The sequence below is a fragment of the Acidobacteriota bacterium genome (genome assembly GCA_016196065.1).
In the GTDB taxonomy this organism is placed as follows: domain Bacteria; phylum Acidobacteriota; class Terriglobia; order Terriglobales; family Acidobacteriaceae; genus Acidiflorens.
In genome coordinates, this window is record JACPYL010000008.1 from 203,543 (window position 1) to 225,593 (window position 22,051).

The following is a 22,051-nucleotide window of genomic DNA, read 5'->3' on the forward strand; positions in this document are numbered from 1 at the left end:
GCGGGATGACAGAATCTTAAAAAATACCGTAGCTGCACTTCACGCCGCGAAGGTGGCGTAGCGGGCGAGCAGGATGGCGCGAATCAGGCCGCCCATGGTGAATTCGCGGGCTTCAATCCCAGGCACCAATTGCAATTCTCGAAGCGTGGCCGAGGTTACCGGACCAATCGATGCGAATTGAACTTTCTTGAGCGAGCGAGCACGGGATGACCCGAGGAGTTCGGCAAAATTTCGCACCGTGGAAGAGCTGGTAAAAGTCACGATGTGTGGACGCCGTTCTGGGTCTTTCATCAGGGCACGTAAACGGATTTGCGATTTCTTCGGCACGACGGTCTCGTAGGCTTCTACAACATCGACGGTAGCGCCGGCCGAGCGAAGTTCCTCAGGAATCACATCGCGAGCGACTTTGGCGCGGACCAGCAAGACACGCTTCCCGTTTACCTTGTCGCGCAAGCCTTTCACCACGGATTCGGCAACGTATTCTTCTGGAACCATCTTCACTTTCAGGCCGCTTTTCAAGAGTGCTGCCTTGGTAGCCGGGCCGATGGCGGCGATCTGCAAATGCTTGAAATGCCGGGCGGTCAGGCGGAACTTGCGGCGGCGTTCCCACATCGCTTTCACGCCGTTGACACTGGTCAGAATCAGCCAGTCGTAGTTCTTCAAATTCCTGAGCGCCTCATCGAGTGGCTGAAAGGATTCCGGCTTGCGAATCTCGATAAATGGAATCTCGATGACACTCGCGCCGAGCGTGCGCAGGCCAGCAGAAAGTGCGCTCGCTTGATGACGAGCGCGTCCGACAAGAATTCGAGTACCGCGGAGAGGACGTTTTTCGTTCGGGGCCATGGAAACCAGTTCTCAGTTCCTAGTTCTTAGTTCTTAGTTCTTAGTTCTCAGTTCTCAGTTCTCAGTTCTCAGAAAAGGCAAAAACACTGGTAAATGGGCGTCAACAGATCTCTTTAGAAACCGGAACGCTGGTCCCGGTTTCTGGTTTTACTGAGAACTGAGAACCGGGAACTGGGAACTGCTTTACTACGGCAGTGCGAATCCGGATCCGTAGACTTCTTCCAGTATCGCATCTCCGCCACGTCGGAGAAGAGTTTCGCCGACTTCCTCACCTAACTTAACCGGATCATTGCCTGCGCGCGTCTCTCGGAGGACTTTTGTTCCGTCCGGATGTGCAACCAGAGCGTTCAAGTGGATCTTGCCATTTTGCACTTGGGCAAAAGCGCCGATTGGTACCTGGCAACCGCCTCCGAGCTTATTGAGTAGAGCGCGTTCGCAGGTGGTGCTGGCACGGGCAGCATGGTCATCGAGAAAAGCGAGATGAGCGCGGGTTGCGCTATCACCGTTTCGGATCTCAATTCCGAGAGCGCCTTGCCCAGCGGCAGGAGTCATGACATCGACTGGAATGACCTGGCGGATGAGCTGCGTCTTTCCCAGGCGATTCAATCCGGCGGCGGCGAGAATGATGGCATCGTAGTCCCCCGCTTCGAGCTTGCGAAGACGCGTGTCGACATTGCCGCGCAGGGGATGAATCTTCAAGTCCGGCCGGATCGCCATCAGTTGAGCCTGGCGGCGCAGGCTGCTGGTGCCGACATTGGCTCCTTGCGGCAGGTCTGCGATGCTGGCGATGTTCACCGAGCAGAAAACATCGTTGGGATTTTCGCGCGACGTAATGGCAGCAATTTCAAAATCACTCGCCAATTCCGTAGGCAGATCTTTCAAGCTATGCACCGCCAAGTCGACGCGATTCTCCACCAGGGCCTCTTCGATTTCCTTGGTGAACATGCCCTTGGTACCGACTTTGGCGAGGGCGACGTCGGTGATCTTGTCGCCGGTGGTCTTGATGATCTCCAGTTCGACAGTGTGTCCCTGGGCGCGCAGCAGATCAGAAATATGATGCGCCTGCCAGAGGGCCAGTTGGGAGCCGCGAGAACCGATCCGGAGGAGTGCCATTAGTTAGACTCTCCTGCATCACGGCCAGACTTGGAGGCTGCGGTACGCTTTTCTTTTCCCTGCTCGGGCGACTCGCCCTCTTCGAGGTTGAACAGGCGGCGCACCAGTTCAACGACGGTCGTGGACTCCGGTTCGCGGGCAGCCGTCTTTAATGTGCTGATCGGGGTATGCATGATCTTGTTGATGATGCCGCGGGTCAGTGCTTCCACCGCCATTTCCTGATCGGGAGACATTGTGCCCAGGCGTCCGCGGACGCGATCGATTTCGGCTTGCCGGATAGTCTCCAGATGATCGTGCAGCGAGACGATGGTGGGAACGACGTCGAGCGTCTGCAGGCGAGCATTAAATTTCACCACCTCGCCGTTGACGATCGCTTCGGCCTTTTCGGCTTCTTTCTTGCGATCGGCTACGTGCGACGCTACAGCCTGCTGCAGATCGTCGATGTCATAGACGAAGACACCGTCCAGCTTGTTCATCTCCGGATCGACATCGCGAGGCACAGCAATATCGATGAAGAACATGGGACGGTTGCGGCGGCGCGACAGGAACTGCTCTCCATGCTCGCGTTTGAAGATAAAATTTGGCGATCCGGTGGAGGTTATGACGATGTCGGCGCGATCGCACGTTTCGTAAAGACGGCTGAACTCGATGGCCTGTCCGTTAAATTTGTGGGCGAGCCCAATCGCGCGATCGTAAGTGCGATTGGCGACAAAAATCGACTCCGCGCCATGAGCGAGGAGATGCCGGGCAGCCAGTTCGCTCATCTTGCCCGCGCCGACCAGGTAAACGGACTTCCCTTTCAGGTTGCCGAAGATTTTTTCCGCCAGCTCGACCGCAACCGAGGCAACGGACACGGACGATGAACCGACCGCGGTTTCCGTGCGCACTCGCTTGGCGACGGCAAAAGCACGGGTGAGCAACTGGTCCAACTGCATGCGGACGGCGCCGACTGCGCGGGCGGTCGCGTATGCCTCTTTGATCTGACCCAAGATTTGCGGCTCGCCGACGATCATGGAGTCGAGGCTGGCGGCAACGCGGAACACGTGACGGATGGCTTCGTCCTCGCGAAACTCGTAGAGATGGCTTTCAAACGGCCCCATGTCGACATCGAAGTAATCGCGCATGAAAGCGCGCAGGTCGCCGGAACCATTCTTCATGTTGGCGAGAAATTCCACGCGGTTGCAGGTGGAAACGATCATGCCTTCAGCGACGTCCGCATGTTCCGCAAGTCGCTTGCAAGCCTCCGGCAGGCGCGATTCCGGGATGGCAAGGCGCTCGCGCACTTCGACCGGGGCCGTCTTGTGATTCACGCCGATGAGTTGAAATCTCATGAGGCAATAAACCTGTGCATGCCGCTGAAATAGTTCGCTGCCCATGCCACGATCGCCGCGACGAAGGCAACACTGGCCAATAGCGCGGCTCGGCGTCCCCGCCATCCCGCACTCAGGCGCATGTAGACCATGAGCAGGTACACGACCCACATCAGAACCGAAAGCAGAATCTTCGGATCGAAGAAATCGACTTTGCCGTACGCAGATTCCGCAACTACCGATCCGAGTACCAGGCCCAGCGTCATGAACGGGAAGCCCAACATCAGCGAACGGTAGCCGATGTCGTCAATGACCTGGAGCGCGGGTAAGCGTGCAAACACCCCCACGGAATTCTTCGCCTTCAGGGCACGTTCCTGCAACAGGTACAGCAGACTGGCTCCGAAGCTGAGGAATAGTGCCGCATATCCGGTGAAGATCATCAGGATGTGCGCCGCAAGCCATCCCTTGACGGCTACCGGCGTCAGCACGAGCGGCTGCTGGGCGGTGGCGGCGACGAATGTCAGCAGAAAGACGATCGGAAAGACCACGATCCCGGGCGAGGTCGTCTTGTAAATCAGGTACGCGATCATGAAGACAACCATGATCAGGAACGCGAGCAGGGACTCCGAATTATGCACCGATGCCAAGGTAAACTGGCCGGCATCGACAACCGCCTCTACCAGGGATACGAAGTGCAACACCATCCCAAGGTAGGCAGCATGCAAAGCCACTTTGCTAAGAGTTTCCGCAGTGCGGTTGAGCGCGACTAGGGCATACAGCAAGCCCACGGCATAACAAAACAGCGCCACTCGCAACCAGATCAAAGTCATAGTCTTGATGTATGCAGGACATCGGCTGAAGGATTCATCCCTCACCCGAACCCAGTGATTATAGTGTGCATGGTGGTCTCCACGCGCGGAAACAGGCGGGATCACAAGTACATGTGACGTCCGTCACAACAGAAATTTGTACATCCGGTCCATGCGCATTTCAGCGGGCACGTCGGGGCAGCGCTTGACTGCGCACCATGATCCGTTTTCAATGCCTGCAGTGACAGGTCGGTTGGAGAGAGGATTTTTTAACATGCAAAACCGTCGAAGTCTGCTGGTGCTCGCGTTACTCACCCCGATACTCGGTTGGGCGCAGTCCTCATATTACGATCACGTAAGTTTTGACAATAGCCTCGCCGACCGGTCGTTTTATTCAAGCCATGTATCGTCAACTCTTCCCAGCGAGATTGATGCGATCGATGGCAAGTTGCCCGTCGATGCGGCGCACTCGGTGAGCCCGCCGAATTCATTGCGCTTGAAGTGGAGTTCGCGCACCGGAGGGGAATGGGACGTCAATCTGAGAGCGCGGGCGAATTACGGCATGCCCGATTTCTCGGGACACTCTCTGTGGTTCTGGGCTTTTTCCGAGGAGGGCCTGTCGTCTGCGGAGTCTCCCCTCATCTACCTGGCGGGAAACGACGAGGGGACCAATACGATTCGCCTGCTGGGCAAACTGGATCGAATCCCAGCGCAGAAATGGGTGCGAATTCAGCTTCCGCTTGACTCCTTCAAGGGACAAGTAGAGAACACGCGCGAGTCGCACTTTGATCTGGCAAAACTGTCGGAGATCGGCATCGTACAGGGATTAGACGATGGCAAGTCGCACACTCTCTACCTCGACGACATTGAGGTTCGCGACGATTCGCCCGCATCGAGTCATCCTCCTGTAACACCTTTGGGTTTGGCGGCAAAAGGATATGACCGGCACGTTGAATTGTCGTGGACCGCGCAGTCCGAACCGGACCTTCGCTATTACACAATCTATCGCTCGCTGGATGGGAAATCCTACGAACCGATTGGCATTCAGCGATCCGGCCGATCGCGATATGAGGATTTTTTGGGCGCGAGTGACAAGACCGCCCATTACAAGATCAGCGCGGTGAGTGTCGGTTACGACGAGTCTCCGCTTTCTTCCGAAGCGAGCGCCAGCACACGCGCGTTCACTGACGATGAATTGCTGACCATGGTGCAGGAGGCATGCTTCCGCTACTACTGGGAAGGCGCGCACCCCAATGCCGGGATGGCCCTCGAGATTCAGCCCGGCGACCCCAACATGGTAGCCGTGGGATCGTCAGGTTTCGGCGTCATGGCGCTGGTGGTGGGCACGGACCGCGGGTTCATTACGCGACCGCAAGGCGCAGATCGCATGCTGAAGATCGTTCGCTTCCTATCGAAGGCGGATCGCTTCCATGGAGTCTGGCCGCACTTCCTCGACGGCCGCACCGGCAAAGTCATGCCGTACTTTGGTCCGTATGACAACGGAGGCGACCTGATCGAAACCGCCTTCCTGGTGGAAGGACTGCTGACCGCGCGCCAATATTTCACCGCAGACAATGCCGCTGAGCGCGAAGTGCGTGACACCATCACCAGTCTGTGGAAGTCGGTGGAATGGGACTGGTACGCAAAGGGGCCGGATCCGAATTTTCTTTACTGGCACTGGTCGCCCGACAAGGGCTTCTACATTCATCATCCTCTGATCGGCTGGAACGAGACGATGATTGCGTACCTGCTGGGGATCGCTTCTCCGACACATCCGATTCCAGCCAGCATGTACTACAGCGGATTTGCCAGCCAGTCCGACTTTGCGGCGGAATACCGGCAAGGCTGGGGACGGACGACGCAAGGCGATCACTTCCAGAACGGAAATTCCTATTACGGAATCAAACTCGATGTCGGAGTCGGCGAAGGTGGTGGACTTTTCTTCACTCACTATTCGTTTCTGGGATTCGATCCACGCAACAAGCACGACCGCTACACCAACTACTTCCAGAACAGCCGCAACATTGCGCTGATCGCTCACGCCTACGCGGTGGCCAATCCTCTGAAGCATGCGGGCTACGCCGACAATTCGTGGGGACGCAGCGACGGCGTCAATGCCCGCGAAGGCAAGTCGCATCCGCGCGGCGACAATGGCACCGTTACCTGTACGGCCGCACTGGCATCATTCCCCTATACGCCGGAAGAGTCGATGAAAGCGTTGAAACATTTCTACCGTGATCTGGGCGGGAAGTTGTGGGGCGTGTACGGATTCCGCGATGGCTTCAACCTGACGGAAAACTGGTTCGAAGACGTCAACATGGGACTGAACCAGGGACCGATTGTGGACATGATCGAAAACCACCGCACGGGACTTTTGTGGAAAGCTTTCATGTCCAATCCTGAAATCGATCCGATGATGAAGGCAATCGGATTCCAGAAGGATTGAGCTGACAGATGTTCACGGACGCCGGCGGTTAGTGTCTGACGAAGCCGCCCAGCACATCTTGCAGCGTGTGCGAAATCATGCCCGGCCGCAGGCTGCGACGCCAGTACGCGAGCAGACCGAGCAGCACTCCGAGCACTCCGATTTGCAACGCCTTCGCGAGACCCTGATAGGAATGCGCGGCACCGAACACGGACGCAGACAGAACGATGCCAGCGGGAATACTTTTGGTCAGAGCAGCGAATTGTTTCTGCAAGTAGCCACGAAAGACAGCCTCCTCACAGATGCCGGCGCTGATCGAGAGCGCCACCCACAGCACTCTCTCAAGGGTGGTATGCGGCAGGAGAAACCGCGTGCTCTCGTCTTGCGCGTCGCGATGAGAAGCAAGCATCGACAGGACACCGATCGATACGATCAGAAAGAGCACTCCGATTCCAATATCGCGAAAGAAATCCCCGAAGGACTGCCAGCGTTCTCCTAAGACAGTGAGAGCCGACGATCCAGCCAGCCATAGTCCGATGAGCACAAGCCCGACAAGAAGCCATTCCGTCGCGATGGTGCGCAGATAGAGTCCGACGCGATGTTGATCGGCCATGGCGTGCATCAGTGCGGCACGCTGCCATCCTCGGAAGGCGAGTGTGCCAATGGCAGCAAGCACGGCAACGGTGTGCCACGGTGAGGCGATCCGACGAAGTGTACCGATCTCGGGTGGCGGCGAAATGTTGGTGGCGATGAGTGGCTCCTTGCGCACAAGGCACTGCAGATAGCCCTTGGACGTGCCAGAAGTGAAAGTGTCACTAGATCCGTCGTTGGTCGTTCGTCGTTCGCCAGGCATGGATTTGCTAACGACGAAGGACGAACGACCGACGACGATCCGCTATTTACTGGAATTCCCCGGCGAAATCACGCGGCCGTATTCGCTGGCGCGAGCCAGGCGATCGAACATTCTCCAAGCGGAGAGAGAAATCTTGCTGATGGCTTCTTCGCCCTCGCGCTCGCGATGCAGATACGAAGTCATCACGCACAAAATGTACGGACGCTTCTCCACGAAAATTACGCCGGAATCGTTGCGGACACCTTCTAGCGCGCCGGGCTTATCGGCGATCTTCAAGTCGTCGGGGAGATCGCGCGGGATCCAACTATCTTTGTGGGTCGCGAGCACGCGGAAGAAGTCTTCCGTCATCTCTTTGTTGAGCACTTTGCCGCGATAAAGCGCCTCAAGCAGGGCCATCATCTCGGACGGTGTCGAGATATTTTCCCGGCCTTCGCCGGCGGCTTTCAGGTCCATCATCTTGCGGCGCAGGCGCGTGTGGGTGAGGCCAAGCGAATCCAGCCATGCGTTGACGTTCTCCATGCCAACCCGGTCGATCAGCACGTTGGTAGCGGAGTTATCGCTGACCGCAACCATCATGGTCGCCAGATCGCGCAGCGTGATCTTCGTGACGCCGGGAGTCAGGCCGCCCATGATGTCGCTGTCCTGAACAAGGTCAGAGGCATTAACCGTGTAAAGGTCCGTCAGTTTGAGCTTGCCTTGCTGTGCCTGCCGGTAGAGTTCAGCGAGCACGCATATCTTGATGGAACTGGCTTGGGCGAAGACGTCATTGCCATGCAGTAAATATTTGTGGCCGTCAGTGAGATCGAGAATCGCGACGCCCATCGACCCATCAAGGTTGCGATCGACGTCGCCGATCGAACTCTCCAGTTTCTGCCAGAGGGCTTGCTGCTTTTCCTGCGGAGCGGCTGCGGCGTTTTGCGCAACCGCGATTCCGCTGATCATCGAGCAGCACATCGTCCATGCAAAAGTAGCGGCTCGCCACCGATTGACCCTCCCCCAAGGTCTGCCATCCCGAGCGAAGCGAGGGATCTGCAGCTGGCGGCGAACTGCGGATCTCTCGCTCCGCTCGGGATGACAGTGAGGGAAGAGTATCTCCACGATGGCAAGGGCTCGCATTCGCATGCGTTATATCTTCGCCTCTCGCAAACGCTTCACCGCCGTCTCCGAAGTCACCGGAGAATAGTAGACCTCTTTGAAAGTGTACGAACGTCCTTTGGACGCGATCACGGGCAGGATTTCAATATGCCAGTGATAGTCCTCGTCGAGCGTCTTCCAGTAGCCGAGCGTGCCCGATTGATGGCGGCTGTTCGGCGCCGTGTGCAGCACCAGATGGAAAGCCTCCGTGATACTGCGGATTCTCTTCAAAGTGCGTCGCAAGAGTGCTGCCAGATCGGCAATCGCGCCGGCCTTCAGAGCCCCGGTACGCTCAAACGAAGACTCATGGGTGCGCGGCACGATCCATGTCTCATACGGCGCGCGCGGAGCGTAGGGACAGAACGCCGTATAGTCACCGCGGATCTCAAGGATGCGCGATCCCTGGCGCTCTTCCTGCGCAACGATGTCGCAAAACACACAGCGCTCTTTGCTCTCGAAGTAGTCACGCGCGGCGCGCAGTTCGTAGAGCACACGGCGAGGGACAAAAGTCGTCGCAGTCAGCTGTGAAGCGGGATGTTCGAACTCCTGTCCAGCAATCGGGCCATGATTCTTGAAAACGCTCACGTATTTGAAGCGGCTGTCGAGTTTCAGATCCTGGATGCGCTGCGCCATCAAGCGCAGGAATGGCTCCAGTTCGCGGTCGCTGGCTTCCCAGAGATGGCGATCGTGCTTGGGATTTTCGAGCAGAAGTTCGTGGGCGCCGATCGATCCCATGCGGTCATACAAGCCATCGCCGCGTCGCCCCGGTTCGCCTTCAATGTGGTAAATCGGTGCCGGATGCACCACGGAACGAGCCGCCCATGTGTTGCCGTCCAGGCCGGGCAGAGTGGCGACCACTTGCAACTGCTGCGATCCGTCACCGCAAAACAGACATGGTCCGGGACGCGGCGCCGGCTCGGGGACATCGTCGCCGGTAATCACCCAGGAGCGCGTGATCGGATCTTTACGGAGTTCCATAGCTAGCAGGAGAACAAAATGCAACAGGCACGTCAAATGGGAAGTGTAAATTTGTGATTTGATAATTTGTGATTTGCAATTTCCAAACGAAACCAGCCGTATACTCACTGAGATTGCAAATTGCCCGATTACAAATTACAAAATTACCAGTTCGCCATGTCTGAGCCCTCCACGCCGCTGATGCGGCAATATTCCGCCATCAAGAAAGAGCATCCCAATGCTCTGCTGTTGTTTCGGCTGGGGGATTTCTACGAACTCTTCTTTGAAGACGCGGTGGTGGCGGCCCGCGAATTGCAAATCACACTGACGTCGCGGAACAAGGAAAAGGGGATGGCCATCCCGATGTGCGGAGTGCCCTACCACGCCGCCGAGGGATACATTTCGAAGCTCATCCGCCGCGGATACAAAGTCGCGATCTGCGAGCAAATGGAAGACGCGCGACTCGCCAAGAAATTGGTGCGGCGCGAGGTCACGAGAGTCGTCACGCCGGGGACAGCTGCGGATTCGTCCCTGGGTTCGGAAGAAAACAATTTTCTGGCGGCCGTGGCGGCAGTTGGCGATCGGGTGGGATTTGCTGCCCTGGATTTGTCCACGGGCGAGTTTCGAGCGACCGAATTCGCCGGAGAATCGGCCGCTCGCCGCATTCAAGAAGAACTTGAACAGTTACGTCCAAGAGAGCTTTTGTACGGGTCTTCCGTACCGCTACTGGAGGGAAGGGCGAGGACTGAAGACGGCCTGCCGAGTTTGGCCCGGCCTGGACAGGTCAGAGACCTGTCCCCACATGGACAAGGGCAGCGGTCGACATGGGCAGAGACGCCTCTCGACGACTGGATCTTCGCTCCCGACCATGCCGTACCTCTGCTGGAAAATCATTTCGGCGTGCTCTCGCTCGAAGGCTTCGGACTCGCGGGCAAACCGGCAGCAGCATCGGCGGCAGGAGCGATCCTCTATTACATCCGCTCGACGCAACGCGGCGCGCTGCAGCACGTGGACCGCATCGGCTTCTATGAACGTCAAAATTGTCTGGTCCTCGACGCCGTCACGGTGCGCAACCTCGAACTGATCGAACCCCTCTTCGCCGGAACCGACGCGGGCGTCACGCTCTTTCGCGGGCTGGACGCAACCGTGACGCCGATGGGTAAGCGTCTGCTCCGCGCCTGGATGCTGCGGCCTTCGCTCGACCGTTCAGAGATAGAAGCGAGGCTGGATGCGGTGGAGGGGCAAGTCAAAGATCTGATCCGGCGCGAAGAGTTGCGGCGGGCGCTCGAAGGGATCCTCGACCTGGAGCGCTTACTGAGCCGGGTCACGCTGGAGACGGCAAACCCGCGGGACGTACTGGCGCTATCCGCTTCGCTTGCGAAAATTCCTCAGGTGCGAAGCGGGCTGGCAGGATTTGCGGCGGCACGGTTGGGCGCACTCCATGGCCTGATCGATGAACTCGCTGATTTGCGCGCCAAGATCGACAGCACGATTGTCGAGGAACCTCCGCTCACCCTGAGCGATGGTGGCGTGATCGCCGCGGGAATCGACAAGGATCTCGACGACCTTCGCGACCTGAGTCGCAACTCAAAACAATATCTCGCGCAGGTGGAGCAACGCGAACGGGAACGAACCGGCATCCGATCGCTCAAAGTAAAGTTCAATTCTGTATTTGGTTACTACATCGAGATTTCGAAAGCGAACCAGCACCTCGCTCCCACCGATTACGAACGCAAACAAACTCTGGTGAACGCCGAGCGGTACACGACTCCTGAGCTTAAGGAATACGAATCGAAGATTCTCGACGCGCAGGAAAAAATTGTCGACATCGAGCGACGTCTGTTCGCCGAGTTGCGAACGGCCATTGCAGCCGAAGCCAAGCGCATTCGGCAGACCGCGCTGGCCCTGGCTGAAGTGGATGTGCTGGCGTGCCTGGCAAATGTCGCGGCATTGCGCAATTACTGCCGCCCGAAGTTTACTGAGGCGCCCGGCGAGAAGGCGGGAGACTCCGGCGATCTCGAGATTGTCGACGGCCGCCACCCCGTGATCGAACAACAGGAACTGGCAGCGGGCAGCGAGCGCTTCGTCCCCAACGATCTGTTCCTGAATTCGACGACTCACAACATCGTTGTACTGACTGGCCCGAATATGGGAGGTAAGAGTACCTACCTGCGACAGGCCGCCCTGATCGTGATCCTGGCGCAGATGGGATCGTTCGTTCCCGCTCGCTCCGCACGCCTTGGCATTGTCGATCGTGTCTTCACCCGCATCGGCGCCAGCGACAACCTCGCCCGTGGACGCTCCACCTTCATGGTCGAAATGACCGAAACCGCAGCCATCCTGCACACCGCCACGCCGCGTTCGCTCATCCTGCTCGACGAAGTCGGACGCGGCACCGCCACCTATGACGGCCTCGCCATCGCCTGGGCCGCGGTTGAATACCTGCACACTCGCGTCCACGCCAAGACGCTCTTCGCCACTCATTATTTCGAGCTGACCGAATTAGCCGAACAACTCAGCGGCGTAAAGAACTACCATGTATCCGTAAAAGAGACCGGCGGAGGCGTAGTGTTCCTCCGCAAAGTGGAACCGGGCGCCGCGGACAAGAGTTATGGCATCGAAGTCGCCAAACTCGCGGGACTGCCGAATGAAGTGGTGGTGCGGGCGCGGGAAGTGCTGGCCGAGCATGAGTCGGCGGAGCGGCAATTGTCAGAACATTTGACCCCCGGTTCGCAGCCGGAACGTCCGGCGCAGTTGACGATCTTCACTCCGCTCTCGCAACCAGTGCTGGAGAAATTGCGAGAAGCGGATTTGAATCGGATGACACCGCTGGAGGCGCTGAATTTGCTGGCGGAGTTGAAGAGGCAGATTGACTAGCGGGCAGCCCGAGCGTAGCGCCGCCGCCCCGGCGGCAGTCGTGGCGGCGACCCGCCGCCACATCCGAGGGCGAGGCGCCCTCGGGACGGCCGGCAAGGTGCCGGCGCTACTTTTCGCTGTGCGCAGTTTCAGACTAGAAAGCGAGATTTGACCTTGGCGCATCCGTCGACCGCAGCGAACATCGGACAACTCCTCATCATCGGCTTCGACGGTACCGAGATGTCGCCGCGTCTCGCTTCCCTGCTCACTCGTGTCCAACCGGCCGGTGTGATCCTCTTCGCGCGTAACATTGCCAGTGCCGACCAGACGCATCGCCTGCTTCGCGCCTGCCAGAAACACGTCGCGACGCCCCTGTTTACCTGCGTCGACCTCGAAGGCGGCACGGTCGACCGCTTCCGCAACGTGCTCGGGCCCGCACCGTCCCCTGCGCAAGTCTTCGCCACCGGGCGCCGCGAACTCTATCGCAAGCACGGACGCATCATCGGCACGAACTGCCGCGCCCTTGGCTTTAACGTCGACTTCGCTCCCGCGCTCGACCTAGCCTTGAAAGCATCGCGCTCAGTCATGAGTTCCCGCGCAGTCTCCGCCGACCCGAAGCAGGTCATCATTTACGCTCGCGAATTCCTTCGCGGGCTGGGCGATGCCGGAGTCCTCGGCTGCGGCAAACATTTTCCCGGACTCGGTGAAGCCAACCTCGACACGCATCATGAACTCCCGAGCGTCGAGAAGACGTTGCGAAAACTGTGGGCTGAAGACCTGGTCCCTTATCGCACCATGCATCGCGCACTTCCCTTCGTAATGGTTTCGCACGCCGCATTCCCGCTGGTCACCAAAGAAAAAACACCCGCGTCGCTCTCGAAGAAGTGGATCACCGACATCCTCCGCAAGAAGATCGGCTACCGCGGCCTGATCTGCTCGGACGATCTGGAAATGGGCGGAGTGCTCAAAGCAGCGCCGATTGAAGAAGCAACGGTCGGATTCATTCGCGCGGGTGGAGATCTCGGACTGATTTGCCACCAGGAGGATTACATCGTGCGGGCGTTTGCAGGCTTGACTCGCGAAGCCAGTCGCGATCGCAAGTTTGCGCGGCGAGTCGAAGAATCGGTCAAACGCGTGTTGGCGTTCAAAAGGAAATGGAAGCCGCGGCGCTCGCCGATTCCGACCGACGCGGCCACGCAGAAACTCACCCGCCAGCTGTGGGAGTTCGGCGAGGAGATCCGGCTCGATTCGCTGGAAGTTGAGGGGCAATCCGCATGATCGTCGCTGGCGTGATGAGCGGGACATCGGCGGATGGGATCAACGTTGCACTCGTTCGCATCAGCGAACGCGGGCGTGGGCGCCCGCGCCACACCATCCTCGCTCATGCCGAATACCCGTTCCCGGCTCAGGTGCGGCGGGCGATTCTTGGAATGATGAACGCGGAGTCGGCGCGCGTCGCTGACATTGCGCGGCTGAATTTCTTGCTGGGCGAACTTTACTCCGAGGCTATCGGCAAGACGGTCCGTTTGCACCGGGCAAAAATCGAATTGGTCGGATGTCACGGCCAGACGCTCTATCACCAGGGAACTGCGGCACCGTTTCTAGGACGCATGGTGGCGGTCACCTGGCAAACGGGCGAAGGCGCGGTGATCGCCGCCCGACTTGGTGTGCCGGTAGTTTCGGATTTTCGTCCCGCTGACATGGCCGCTGGTGGAAAGGGCGCGCCGCTGGTGCCGTTTCTCGACTACGCGGTCTACCGCGACCCGCGCATCGGACGCATCGCACAGAACATCGGCGGCATTGCTAACCTCACCGCGATTCCTTCCAATGCGAAGGCCGATCAGGTCATCGCCTTCGATACGGGTCCGGGCAATATGGTGATGGATGCGGTCACCGAGAAGTTGTTTGGCAAACGGTACGATCGCGACGGACGAATCGCCGCGTCCGGGCAAGTTCTTGAAGATGTGGTCGCGCAACTAATGAAAGCGCCTTTCTTCCGTCTGAAGCCTCCCAAGACTGCCGGCCGCGAAGAGTTCGGCAGCGTTTACGCGAAGGAGTTCCTCCGCCGCTGCGGACGCGCCGATAAGCGCGACATCGTCGCCACTGCGACCGCCCTCACCGCTCGGTCGATTGCCGATGCAGTCCAGCGCTACGTAGCTCGGAAGCGCGGCGCCTATCAGGAAATGATTGTGTCGGGCGGGGGCGCGAATAACCCAACGCTCATGGCGATGTTACGCAACGAACTTGCGCCGCTTGGGATTGCGCTGCGCTTCTCCGACGAATTCGGAGTGCCTACGGAGGCAAAAGAAGCGGTCGCGTTCGCGATCCTCGCTTACGAGACGTGGCACCGGAGACCGTCGAATGTCCCGTCAGCAACCGGAGCAAAGCGAGCAGCGGTTCTGGGGAAGATTTCCTATGCGTAAGGCTCGAGCTGCGCATTCCTTCCTCAAAACTGCCATCCTGAGCGACGCGAAGGACCTGCTTTCTTTTCGTTCGCAAGGAAAGCAGGTCCTTCGCTTCGCTCAGGATGACAGTTCTCATAAGAGTGGCGGCAGGGCTATTGCTCTTGGACTGGCGACCATCCTTCTTCTCTTCCTCCTCTCCTGCTCCCAGCCTCCCGATCCGAACACGCTGGTCATGATCATCGAGAGCAGCCCGACCAACCTCGACCCTCGTGTCGGCCTGGACGCGCAATCGGCACGCATCGATGCGCTGATCTTCGACGATCTGCTTGAACGCGACGAGCATCTCAACGTGACGCCGTCGCTCGCGGAACGTTGGGAGATTCCCGACCCGCTGACGTATGTCTTCCATCTCCGCCGCGACGTGAAGTTTCACGATGGCCGTACGCTCACCTCCCGCGATGTGAAATGGACTTTCGATTCGCTTCTCGAAGGCAAGATCCGCAGCACCAAGACAGGAACGTACCGCATCTTGGATCGCATCGATACGCCCGATGAAAGGACCGTCGTCTTTCGCCTCAAAGAGCCGTCTTCCACTTTGTTGTGGAACTTATCGGACGGCGTCATCGGCATTGTGCCCTTCGGCAGCGGAGATGAGATGACCAACCATCCCATTGGCTCTGGCCCTTTCCGTTTTGTCAGCGCGGAGACGGACAAGGAAGTCATCCTGCAACGCAACGATGCGTACTGGGGAGCAGCGCCTCATCTCAGCCGTGTGCGTTTTGTCGTTGTGCCGGACGCGACCACGCAGGCGCTTGAACTACGCAAGGGTAGTGCCGACCTCACGATCAACTCTCCGATGCCGCCAGACACGGTTTTGACGCTAGAACGCGATCCTTCGCTCACTGTTCAGCGAGGACCGGGCACGCGGCTCGCCTACCTTGCGTTTAATCTGCGCGATCCCATCCTGAAGGATGTCCGGGTCCGCCAGGCAATCGCCTACGCGGTGGATCGCCGCCCGATGATCGAGCATCTATGGCGCAATCAGGTGCAGGCCGCCGACAGCGTGTTGCCACGCCAGAGCTGGGCCTACGACGATCATGTTTCTCGGTATGATTTTGATCCCGCGAAGGCCCGCCTCTTGCTCGACGCGGCCGGTTATCCGGAAGTGAACGGCGTGCGCTTTCATATCACGATGAAAACCTCGACCGACGAAAACACGCGATTGATGGTCGCGGTCATGCAACAGCAGTTGCGCGGAGTCGGTATCGTGCTCGACATTCGCACTTTCGAGTTTGCGACTTTCTTTTCGGACGTAACGCACGGCGCGTTTCAGCTCTATGGATTGCGCTGGATCGGCGCCAACGAAGATCCCGACATCTTCGAGTACGCCTTCCACAGCGCAAAATTTCCACCCAATGGCGCCAATCGCAGTTTCTATTCCAACCCCCATCTTGACGCCCTCATCGATCAAGGAAGGCGCGAAACCGATCCAAACGCGCGCAAGCAGATCTACGCTGAAGTGCAGCAGATTCTCGCCACGGATCTTCCCTACATCAACCTCTGGTATCTCGACAATGTGCTAGTGCATACGCGGCGAGTGAAAAATGTCACGCTGAATCCGCCCGGCAACTACGATTTCCTGAAGACGGCCGAAATGCAGTAGCCCGTTCTCGCTCACCAGCGAAATCAAGAGATTTCGCGTGATAACATGAAAAGCTCGACCAGCTCCAGGCGCCGCCTTTGCCGTTCCTGAGACCTGACACCTAACACCTGAGACCTGCTTCTTTGAACATTCTCTTCATCGGCGACATTTTTGGCCGCCCTGGGCGGACCATCGTCAAGGAACGCCTGCCCGGCATCGTCAAGGACCATGCCATCGACCTCGTCATTGCCAACGGCGAGAACTCTGCTGCCGGATTTGGCATCACGCCGCAACTGGCCGACGAACTGTTCGATCTCGGCATCGACGTGATGACGACCGGAAATCACGTCTGGGACAAACGCGAAATCATCGAATACTTTCAGATGGCGGATGGCAACCCGCACAGTCCGGCGCGACGACTGCTGCGTCCGGCGAATTTTCCCGCCGGCATGCCCGGCTGGGGAGTGTATGAAGGCGAGAAGAAGGGCGTTGGCTACGCGGTGGTTAACCTGCAGGGGCGCGTGTTCATGGGGTCGAGTGACGATCCGTTTCGATACGTGGACAAGCTTCTCGAGAAAATCAAAGCCAAGGTGATCTTCGTCGATTTCCACGCCGAGGCCACGTCCGAAAAAGTTGCGTTCGGGTGGTACCTCGATGGACGGGTCACGGCGATCGTCGGTACGCACACGCACATTCCGACCGCGGACGAAATCGTGTTGCCCAAAGGGACCGCGTATATCACCGACGTGGGGATGACGGGCCCGTACGATAGCGTGATCGGCGTGCGCAAAGAGTTGGTCGTGGATAAGTTTGTCAGCGGGATGCCTGCACGTTTCGAAGCGGCGACCGGGGATGTCCGCTTGTGCGCGGTCGTGGTCGAGTGTGACAGCAAGTCGGGACGGGCCACGGGCATGAAGCGGTTGATGCTGCGTTAAACGACATTTCTCCCCGTTACGACGGTAGTTCCTCTCTCCTGATTTTGCTTGCAAGACACTGGCGGCGACGCATTCTATAGTAGGTATAGCCATGCGATCGCTGTTTACGGGAATCCTGCTTTTGAGTGCCGCGGCTTGTCTTGCTGCCGATGGCATTCCTTCGTCTCCCTGCTCGGAGGCGGCGGGTGCTCCCGCGTGCAAAGCAGCGGCCAAGGACTTGAAAGCGGCTCGCCAGGCGTTTACTCGCGGATTGAAGTTCGAACACTCCAAAAACTTCGATGAGGCATTCTCACAGTTTGAAGAGGCATCCCGGCTCGTCCCGCAGAACGTGGAATACCTTACAGCGCGGGAAATGCTGCGCCAGCAAGTAATCGCGTCCCACCTGGAACACGGCAACGACCAGCTTCAAAATGGACATCAAGTCGAGGCGCTGGCTGATTTCCGGCTCGCCGTACAACTCGATCCGCAGAACGACTTCGCGCAACAACGGTTGCGGGATGCTGCGGGCACGCCTGCGGTCCACATTATGGGTGCGCCAGAAATGGTTGAGAGCGTTGACGCGCTCGCTTCCAAGCCCAAAGAAGAGCGTCATGACTTTCACTATCGCGGAGATTCTCGCGGTCTGCTCACCGCTGTTGCCACAAGTTTCGGACTCACAATAATTTTCGATGACGCGTTTCCCAGCCGCCGCGTCCACTTTGATGTGGAAGATGTCGATTTCCCCACCGCCCTGCAGGCAGCAGAGTCGGTTACGAAGAGTTTTGCGGTGCCGCTCGACGAAAAAGTCCTGTTTGCCACGCTCGATAATCCTGAGAACCATCGCCTGTACGATCGCATGGGAATGCGTTCGTTTTATGTTCCCGGAAGCGGTACACCGCAGGAACTGAACGAACTGTTGAACTCCATCCGCTCGCTGTTTGAATTGCGCTTTGCCAGTTTGAATATCGCTTCCAGCGTGATCACTGTCCGCGGGCCGCAAAGCATTCTGGAGGCCGTCACCCGGTATCTTGACACCCTCGATAACGCGCGTCCCGAAGTGCTGCTGGACGTGAAGGTGTATTCGATCGATCACAGCTTCGCCCGCAGCATTGGCCTGCACATCCCGAACGATTTTCATCTTTTCAATATCCCGCTGGCCGCCTTGCTGGCTGCCAGTGGCCAGAATATTCAGGATCTGATCAATCAATTGATAGCCTCGGGCGGCATCAACCAGGCTGGGAATCAGGACATCCAGTCGCTGCTCGAGCAATTGCAGGGACAGACAGGTTCGATTTTCAGCCAGCCGCTAGCCACGTTCGGCGGCGGCATCACGCTGTTTGGGCTGAGTGTAGATCAACTACGGGCAGGACTCTCAGTCCACGAAAGTTCGGTGCGGACGCTCGAACACGTCACATTGCGGGCTAGCCACGACCGGGAAGCTACCTTCAAGTTGGGGTCGCGTTTTCCGATTCTCAATTCCAGTTTTGCCCCGGTGTTCAACAATCCGCAGATCGCGAAGGTGATCGGGAACAATTCCTTCACCGCGCCTTTCCCTTCCGTGAACTACGAAGACCTGGGACTCACCGTCAAGGTGAAGCCGGCGGTGCATGGGACGTCCGATGTAAGCATGCAATTGGAACTCCTGTTTCGCACCCTGGGAGGCGCAAGCCTGAACGGCGTACCCGTCATTTCGAATCGTGAATTCAAGGGTGGCATCGCTTTGAAGGAAGGCGAACCGGCCGTGGTAGCCGGCATGGTGAGCAAGACCGAGCAGAAAAGTCTGAGCGGATTGCCGGGAATGTCGCGAGTGCCGCTACTAAAAACTCTGGCCGCCGAAAGCTCCAAGCAGGAAGAAGACAACGAACTGCTGATCGTGATCACGCCCTACGTTGTGCGGGGTCCGGAAGGCAGGGAAACGCCGGAAATCTGGCTGAGCAAGTAAGGTCGGACCGCCTTTCATGCTTTCAGTTCTGCGGCTTCTCTTTCGGCTCCGCTGAACAAATTCTTCAACGCCCGAATTACCCACCGGACGACCACAGCAATCGCAATCAGCAACGCCAGCACGATCATGGACGACAGAACTGGATGCTGGGTGGAGAACCAGACCAGAAAGATTGCCAGTACATCCTCTCCCATGCTGAGAGAAATGTTGGAAACAGGTTCCGGCGAAGGTGTCACAGCGGCTCGCGCGGCGGTCTTGCCGCCATGTGCTGCCAGGGCGATGGCGCCGCCCGCCAAGGTCGCCAGGAGCTGCTTTTCCGGCGACAACTGAGACGTGGCGCTATAAGCGATGACGGCGGCGACTGGTACCCGAACAAAAGTGTGGAGCGCGTTCCAGATGAGGTCAAAAGCGGGAATCTTGTCAGCGAAGAACTCGATGACAAACAGTACGAGGGAAGCGGCAATGACCCACCAACTGGCAACCAGATGGATCCCCGGTGGCAAAGCCAACACGCCGAGGTGCGCCAGGATGCCCAGAGTCCCAACCGTCGCATACACATTCAGTCCGGCGGCGAAGCTGGTGGCAACCAGCAAACCCACGAGTTCGGTTCCCCCGAATTTCATGAACGCAAGGATACCTCAGGGACGGGCACAGGTCTCAGGTGTCGGGTCTCAGGTGGCAGGTTTCAGGTTTCTGGTTTCTGGTTTCTGGTTGCGGATCAGCTTCCCATCATGTCTTAATCGCAAACCTTCACTCCAAAAGCAAAAGGGTCGCGCTAGGCGACCCTATGGAAGAACTGAGCCTTAACTTGATTACAGTGTGGACTCGATTTCAAAGCCCCAGGCTTCGAGCAAGGGCTCAGGAATGTACTTGGAGTTCTTGTTGCGCCGCGCCCATTCGCGCAGTCGAGTCGACCGCAAGTATTGATCAGGAGAGAGCTTGTACTCCCGCACAACCTGCTCAAACTCGGTAATGGTCGGAGTCACGGGCCCGATCGGCTCGGGCTTGCCCCAATTAGGATTTCCACGTCGCTTTGCCATGGGGAAGACAACCCTTTCTTGCTTAAGATGACGGCTACTTCAGCATTTCCTTTAACTTTGATTCCAAAAACCGTATCCGGGATTCATGCTCCAGACATAAATTCAGCGTAGTTGCAGCCTGCACTACGCTCAATATTCCATTTGGAAACTACTGATAATAATGGGTTTCCATCCATTAGTCAACAGAAAAATGACATTTGGAATATCTTGGCACATATCCCCTTTCCATCCAGCGACTTCCAACAGTCTCTGCCCCATGGTGATCCTGCCCCATCCCAATCCGTGCCATGCAAGTTAGTCGGCTCTTCCCCGATGCAAAACACCGCTGCCAGGTACCTCCAGGTGACCAGCGTAACCGGAAGATCAGGCCATAGCGTTGACCATGGATTTCCATAGACTTAGAGTGCGATGTAGGAGTGCCCGGTCGGACTCGGCTACCGCGCCCCAGCGCGGCCGGGACAAAGGTTCGACCCGTTCCCGAAGCTTATGAATTTGAAGTGTCTACTGGTGAGTGCCGACGAGAAAACCGTGCGCATCCTGCGCCGGGTTCTTAGCGACCTGGAAATCCTGGTCGAGCATTGCGAAGCCGCCGATGGGGCGATTCGAAAAATCACACGGCAGCGTTTTGAATCCATCATTGTGGATTGCTCGATCCCGGAAGAGGGTGCCAGTGTCTTGCGGGCAGCCAAGGCCGCCCCTGCCAATAATCGCGCCATCGGAATCGTGCTCGTGGATCCCGCACTTGGGATGCGCGGCGGCTTCGATATGGGAGCCCACTTTGTTCTGCACAAGCCGATTTCAGGAGAGCGCGCGAAGGCCAGCTTCCGAGCCGTCCGAGCCTTGATGAAACGGGAGCGGCGGCGGCAATTGCGGGTGCCGGTCCAGATCCCGGTCGAATGCCGCGCCTTTGGCAGTGCGGTGGTATTCAAAGGCAGTACTTTGGACCTTTGCGAAGGCGGGATGGCCATGCAGTTTCCGGGACCGTTCCCCAAGGAAAATTCGCTGCGTTTCTCGCTCGACTTGCCCGGCATGGACCGCAAGTTTGAAGTGGAAGGCGAATTGGCGTGGGAAGGGCATCGCGCCCAAGCCGGCGTCCGCTTCAAAACCATTTCCGAGGAACAGCTGCAGACGCTGCGCCAATGGTTGAATGGCCAGTTGCCTGAGGCCGAACCGGATGATCCGCCCGTCAGCTGTACATTGACCGACCTCAGCCTGGGCGGCTGCTATTTGAAGACAGTCTCACCCTTTCCCCATGGGACGCGCGTCACTTTGTCCATGAAGACCGCCGAGTTATCGCTGCGGGCAGGCGGAGTGATTCGTATCGTTCATCCTGAATTTGGTATGGGAGTAGAGTTCCTCCAATCCACAAGCGAGCAGCATGACCAGGTGCATCGGTTAATCGAGACACTGCGGGCAAGTGGAGCAAAATCGCCGGAACTGCTGGTCGAGCCTGATGGCCTGGAAGGCGCTTTGCCGGCCGAGGCGGCGGCGACCGCTGCCGGCGAGGATAGTCTGCTGGAGTTGTTCCGGCACAAATCGAAAATCCCGCTCGATGCGTTCCTTGAAAAGATGCGGGAACAGAGACAGGCATTGGAAATACATTAATTTCGAGATGCAGCCTGCTGCGTCTTACAGCTCCAGAAAAGAGTTCTCATGGATCCAGCCGCCGCATTCCTGCTCGCTCTCGGTATCTGGCTGATCCTTTCGGAAGTCGTACTCCCCAACCTGGATTCGTCTCCCGACCAACTGCCGGACCAACCGGAACCGCGATAGAGGTATGGCCGGCTTGAGACGCGGCAAGCCGCGTC

The 22,051-nt window shown here is 58.0% G+C and carries 17 protein-coding genes; 8 read left to right on the plus strand and 9 right to left on the minus strand.

Going from position 1 to position 22,051, the window contains the following annotated elements; translation table 11 throughout:
- Positions 1–39: 39 nt before the first annotated feature.
- The 4 genes from HY010_02020 to ccsA all read right to left on the minus strand — a co-directional run bounded on the left by HY010_02020 (position 40) and on the right by ccsA (position 4,096).
- Positions 40–843: a uroporphyrinogen-III synthase gene (locus HY010_02020; GenBank protein ID MBI3474481.1), complete on the minus strand. Its 804-nt coding sequence runs from the start codon at positions 841–843 to the stop codon at positions 40–42.
- A 186-nt stretch (positions 844–1,029) separates the two neighbouring features.
- A complete protein-coding gene (gene hemC / locus HY010_02025) occupies positions 1,030–1,956 on the minus strand; it encodes a hydroxymethylbilane synthase (GenBank protein ID MBI3474482.1) in 927 nt (308 codons plus the stop codon).
- Positions 1,956–3,287, minus strand: coding sequence for a glutamyl-tRNA reductase (locus HY010_02030; GenBank protein ID MBI3474483.1), 1,332 nt, complete (start codon positions 3,285–3,287; stop codon positions 1,956–1,958). Before HY010_02030 ends, hemC begins: the two co-directional genes overlap by 1 nt.
- Positions 3,284–4,096, minus strand: coding sequence for a cytochrome c biogenesis protein CcsA (gene ccsA, locus HY010_02035; GenBank protein MBI3474484.1), 813 nt, complete (start codon positions 4,094–4,096; stop codon positions 3,284–3,286). Before ccsA ends, HY010_02030 begins: the two co-directional genes overlap by 4 nt.
- Before the next feature lie 253 nt (positions 4,097–4,349).
- Here ccsA and HY010_02040 point away from each other — a divergent pair, with 253 nt between their 5' ends.
- Positions 4,350–6,521 (plus strand): hypothetical protein, encoded by a 2,172-nt coding sequence (locus tag HY010_02040; GenBank protein MBI3474485.1) that lies wholly within the window; start codon positions 4,350–4,352, stop codon positions 6,519–6,521.
- Between the two features lie 28 nt (positions 6,522–6,549).
- On the opposite strand, the gene HY010_02045 is transcribed toward HY010_02040, so the two are convergent.
- The 3 genes from HY010_02045 to HY010_02055 form a co-directional block, all read right to left on the minus strand.
- Positions 6,550–6,909, minus strand: a complete 360-nt coding sequence (locus HY010_02045) for a CPBP family intramembrane metalloprotease (protein MBI3474486.1) — start codon at positions 6,907–6,909, stop codon at positions 6,550–6,552.
- A gap of 486 nt (positions 6,910–7,395) precedes the next feature.
- Positions 7,396–8,307, minus strand: a complete 912-nt coding sequence (locus HY010_02050) for a serine hydrolase (protein MBI3474487.1) — start codon at positions 8,305–8,307, stop codon at positions 7,396–7,398.
- 171 nt (positions 8,308–8,478) lie between these two features.
- Positions 8,479–9,465: a hypothetical protein gene (locus HY010_02055; GenBank protein MBI3474488.1), complete on the minus strand. Its 987-nt coding sequence runs from the start codon at positions 9,463–9,465 to the stop codon at positions 8,479–8,481.
- Between the two features lie 156 nt (positions 9,466–9,621).
- Here HY010_02055 and mutS point away from each other — a divergent pair, with 156 nt between their 5' ends.
- The 6 genes from mutS to HY010_02085 all read left to right on the plus strand — a co-directional run bounded on the left by mutS (position 9,622) and on the right by HY010_02085 (position 19,203).
- Positions 9,622–12,321 (plus strand): DNA mismatch repair protein MutS, encoded by a 2,700-nt coding sequence (gene mutS, locus HY010_02060; GenBank protein MBI3474489.1) that lies wholly within the window; start codon positions 9,622–9,624, stop codon positions 12,319–12,321.
- A 153-nt stretch (positions 12,322–12,474) separates the two neighbouring features.
- Complete coding sequence (gene nagZ, locus HY010_02065) at positions 12,475–13,578, plus strand: beta-N-acetylhexosaminidase (GenBank protein MBI3474490.1); 1,104 nt, start codon at positions 12,475–12,477, stop codon at positions 13,576–13,578.
- Complete coding sequence (locus HY010_02070; GenBank protein MBI3474491.1) at positions 13,575–14,723, plus strand: anhydro-N-acetylmuramic acid kinase; 1,149 nt, start codon at positions 13,575–13,577, stop codon at positions 14,721–14,723. Before nagZ ends, HY010_02070 begins: the two co-directional genes overlap by 4 nt.
- Before the next feature lie 214 nt (positions 14,724–14,937).
- Positions 14,938–16,368: an ABC transporter substrate-binding protein gene (locus HY010_02075; GenBank protein MBI3474492.1), complete on the plus strand. Its 1,431-nt coding sequence runs from the start codon at positions 14,938–14,940 to the stop codon at positions 16,366–16,368.
- 122 nt (positions 16,369–16,490) lie between these two features.
- Positions 16,491–17,282 carry a TIGR00282 family metallophosphoesterase gene (locus HY010_02080; protein ID MBI3474493.1) on the plus strand — a complete coding sequence of 264 codons (792 nt, stop codon included), beginning with the start codon at positions 16,491–16,493 and terminating at the stop codon, positions 17,280–17,282.
- A 91-nt stretch (positions 17,283–17,373) separates the two neighbouring features.
- The gene (locus tag HY010_02085; protein MBI3474494.1) at positions 17,374–19,203 is read left to right on the plus strand and encodes a hypothetical protein; all 1,830 of its coding nucleotides are present in this window, start codon (positions 17,374–17,376) and stop codon (positions 19,201–19,203) included.
- A 14-nt stretch (positions 19,204–19,217) separates the two neighbouring features.
- On the opposite strand, the gene HY010_02090 is transcribed toward HY010_02085, so the two are convergent.
- Complete coding sequence (locus tag HY010_02090; protein ID MBI3474495.1) at positions 19,218–19,826, minus strand: DUF4126 domain-containing protein; 609 nt, start codon at positions 19,824–19,826, stop codon at positions 19,218–19,220.
- 189 nt (positions 19,827–20,015) lie between these two features.
- Complete coding sequence (locus HY010_02095) at positions 20,016–20,243, minus strand: hypothetical protein (GenBank protein MBI3474496.1); 228 nt, start codon at positions 20,241–20,243, stop codon at positions 20,016–20,018.
- A 486-nt stretch (positions 20,244–20,729) separates the two neighbouring features.
- On the opposite strand from HY010_02095, the gene HY010_02100 reads away from it, so the two are divergent.
- Complete coding sequence (locus HY010_02100; GenBank protein MBI3474497.1) at positions 20,730–21,848, plus strand: PilZ domain-containing protein; 1,119 nt, start codon at positions 20,730–20,732, stop codon at positions 21,846–21,848.
- Positions 21,849–22,051 lie beyond the last annotated feature (203 nt).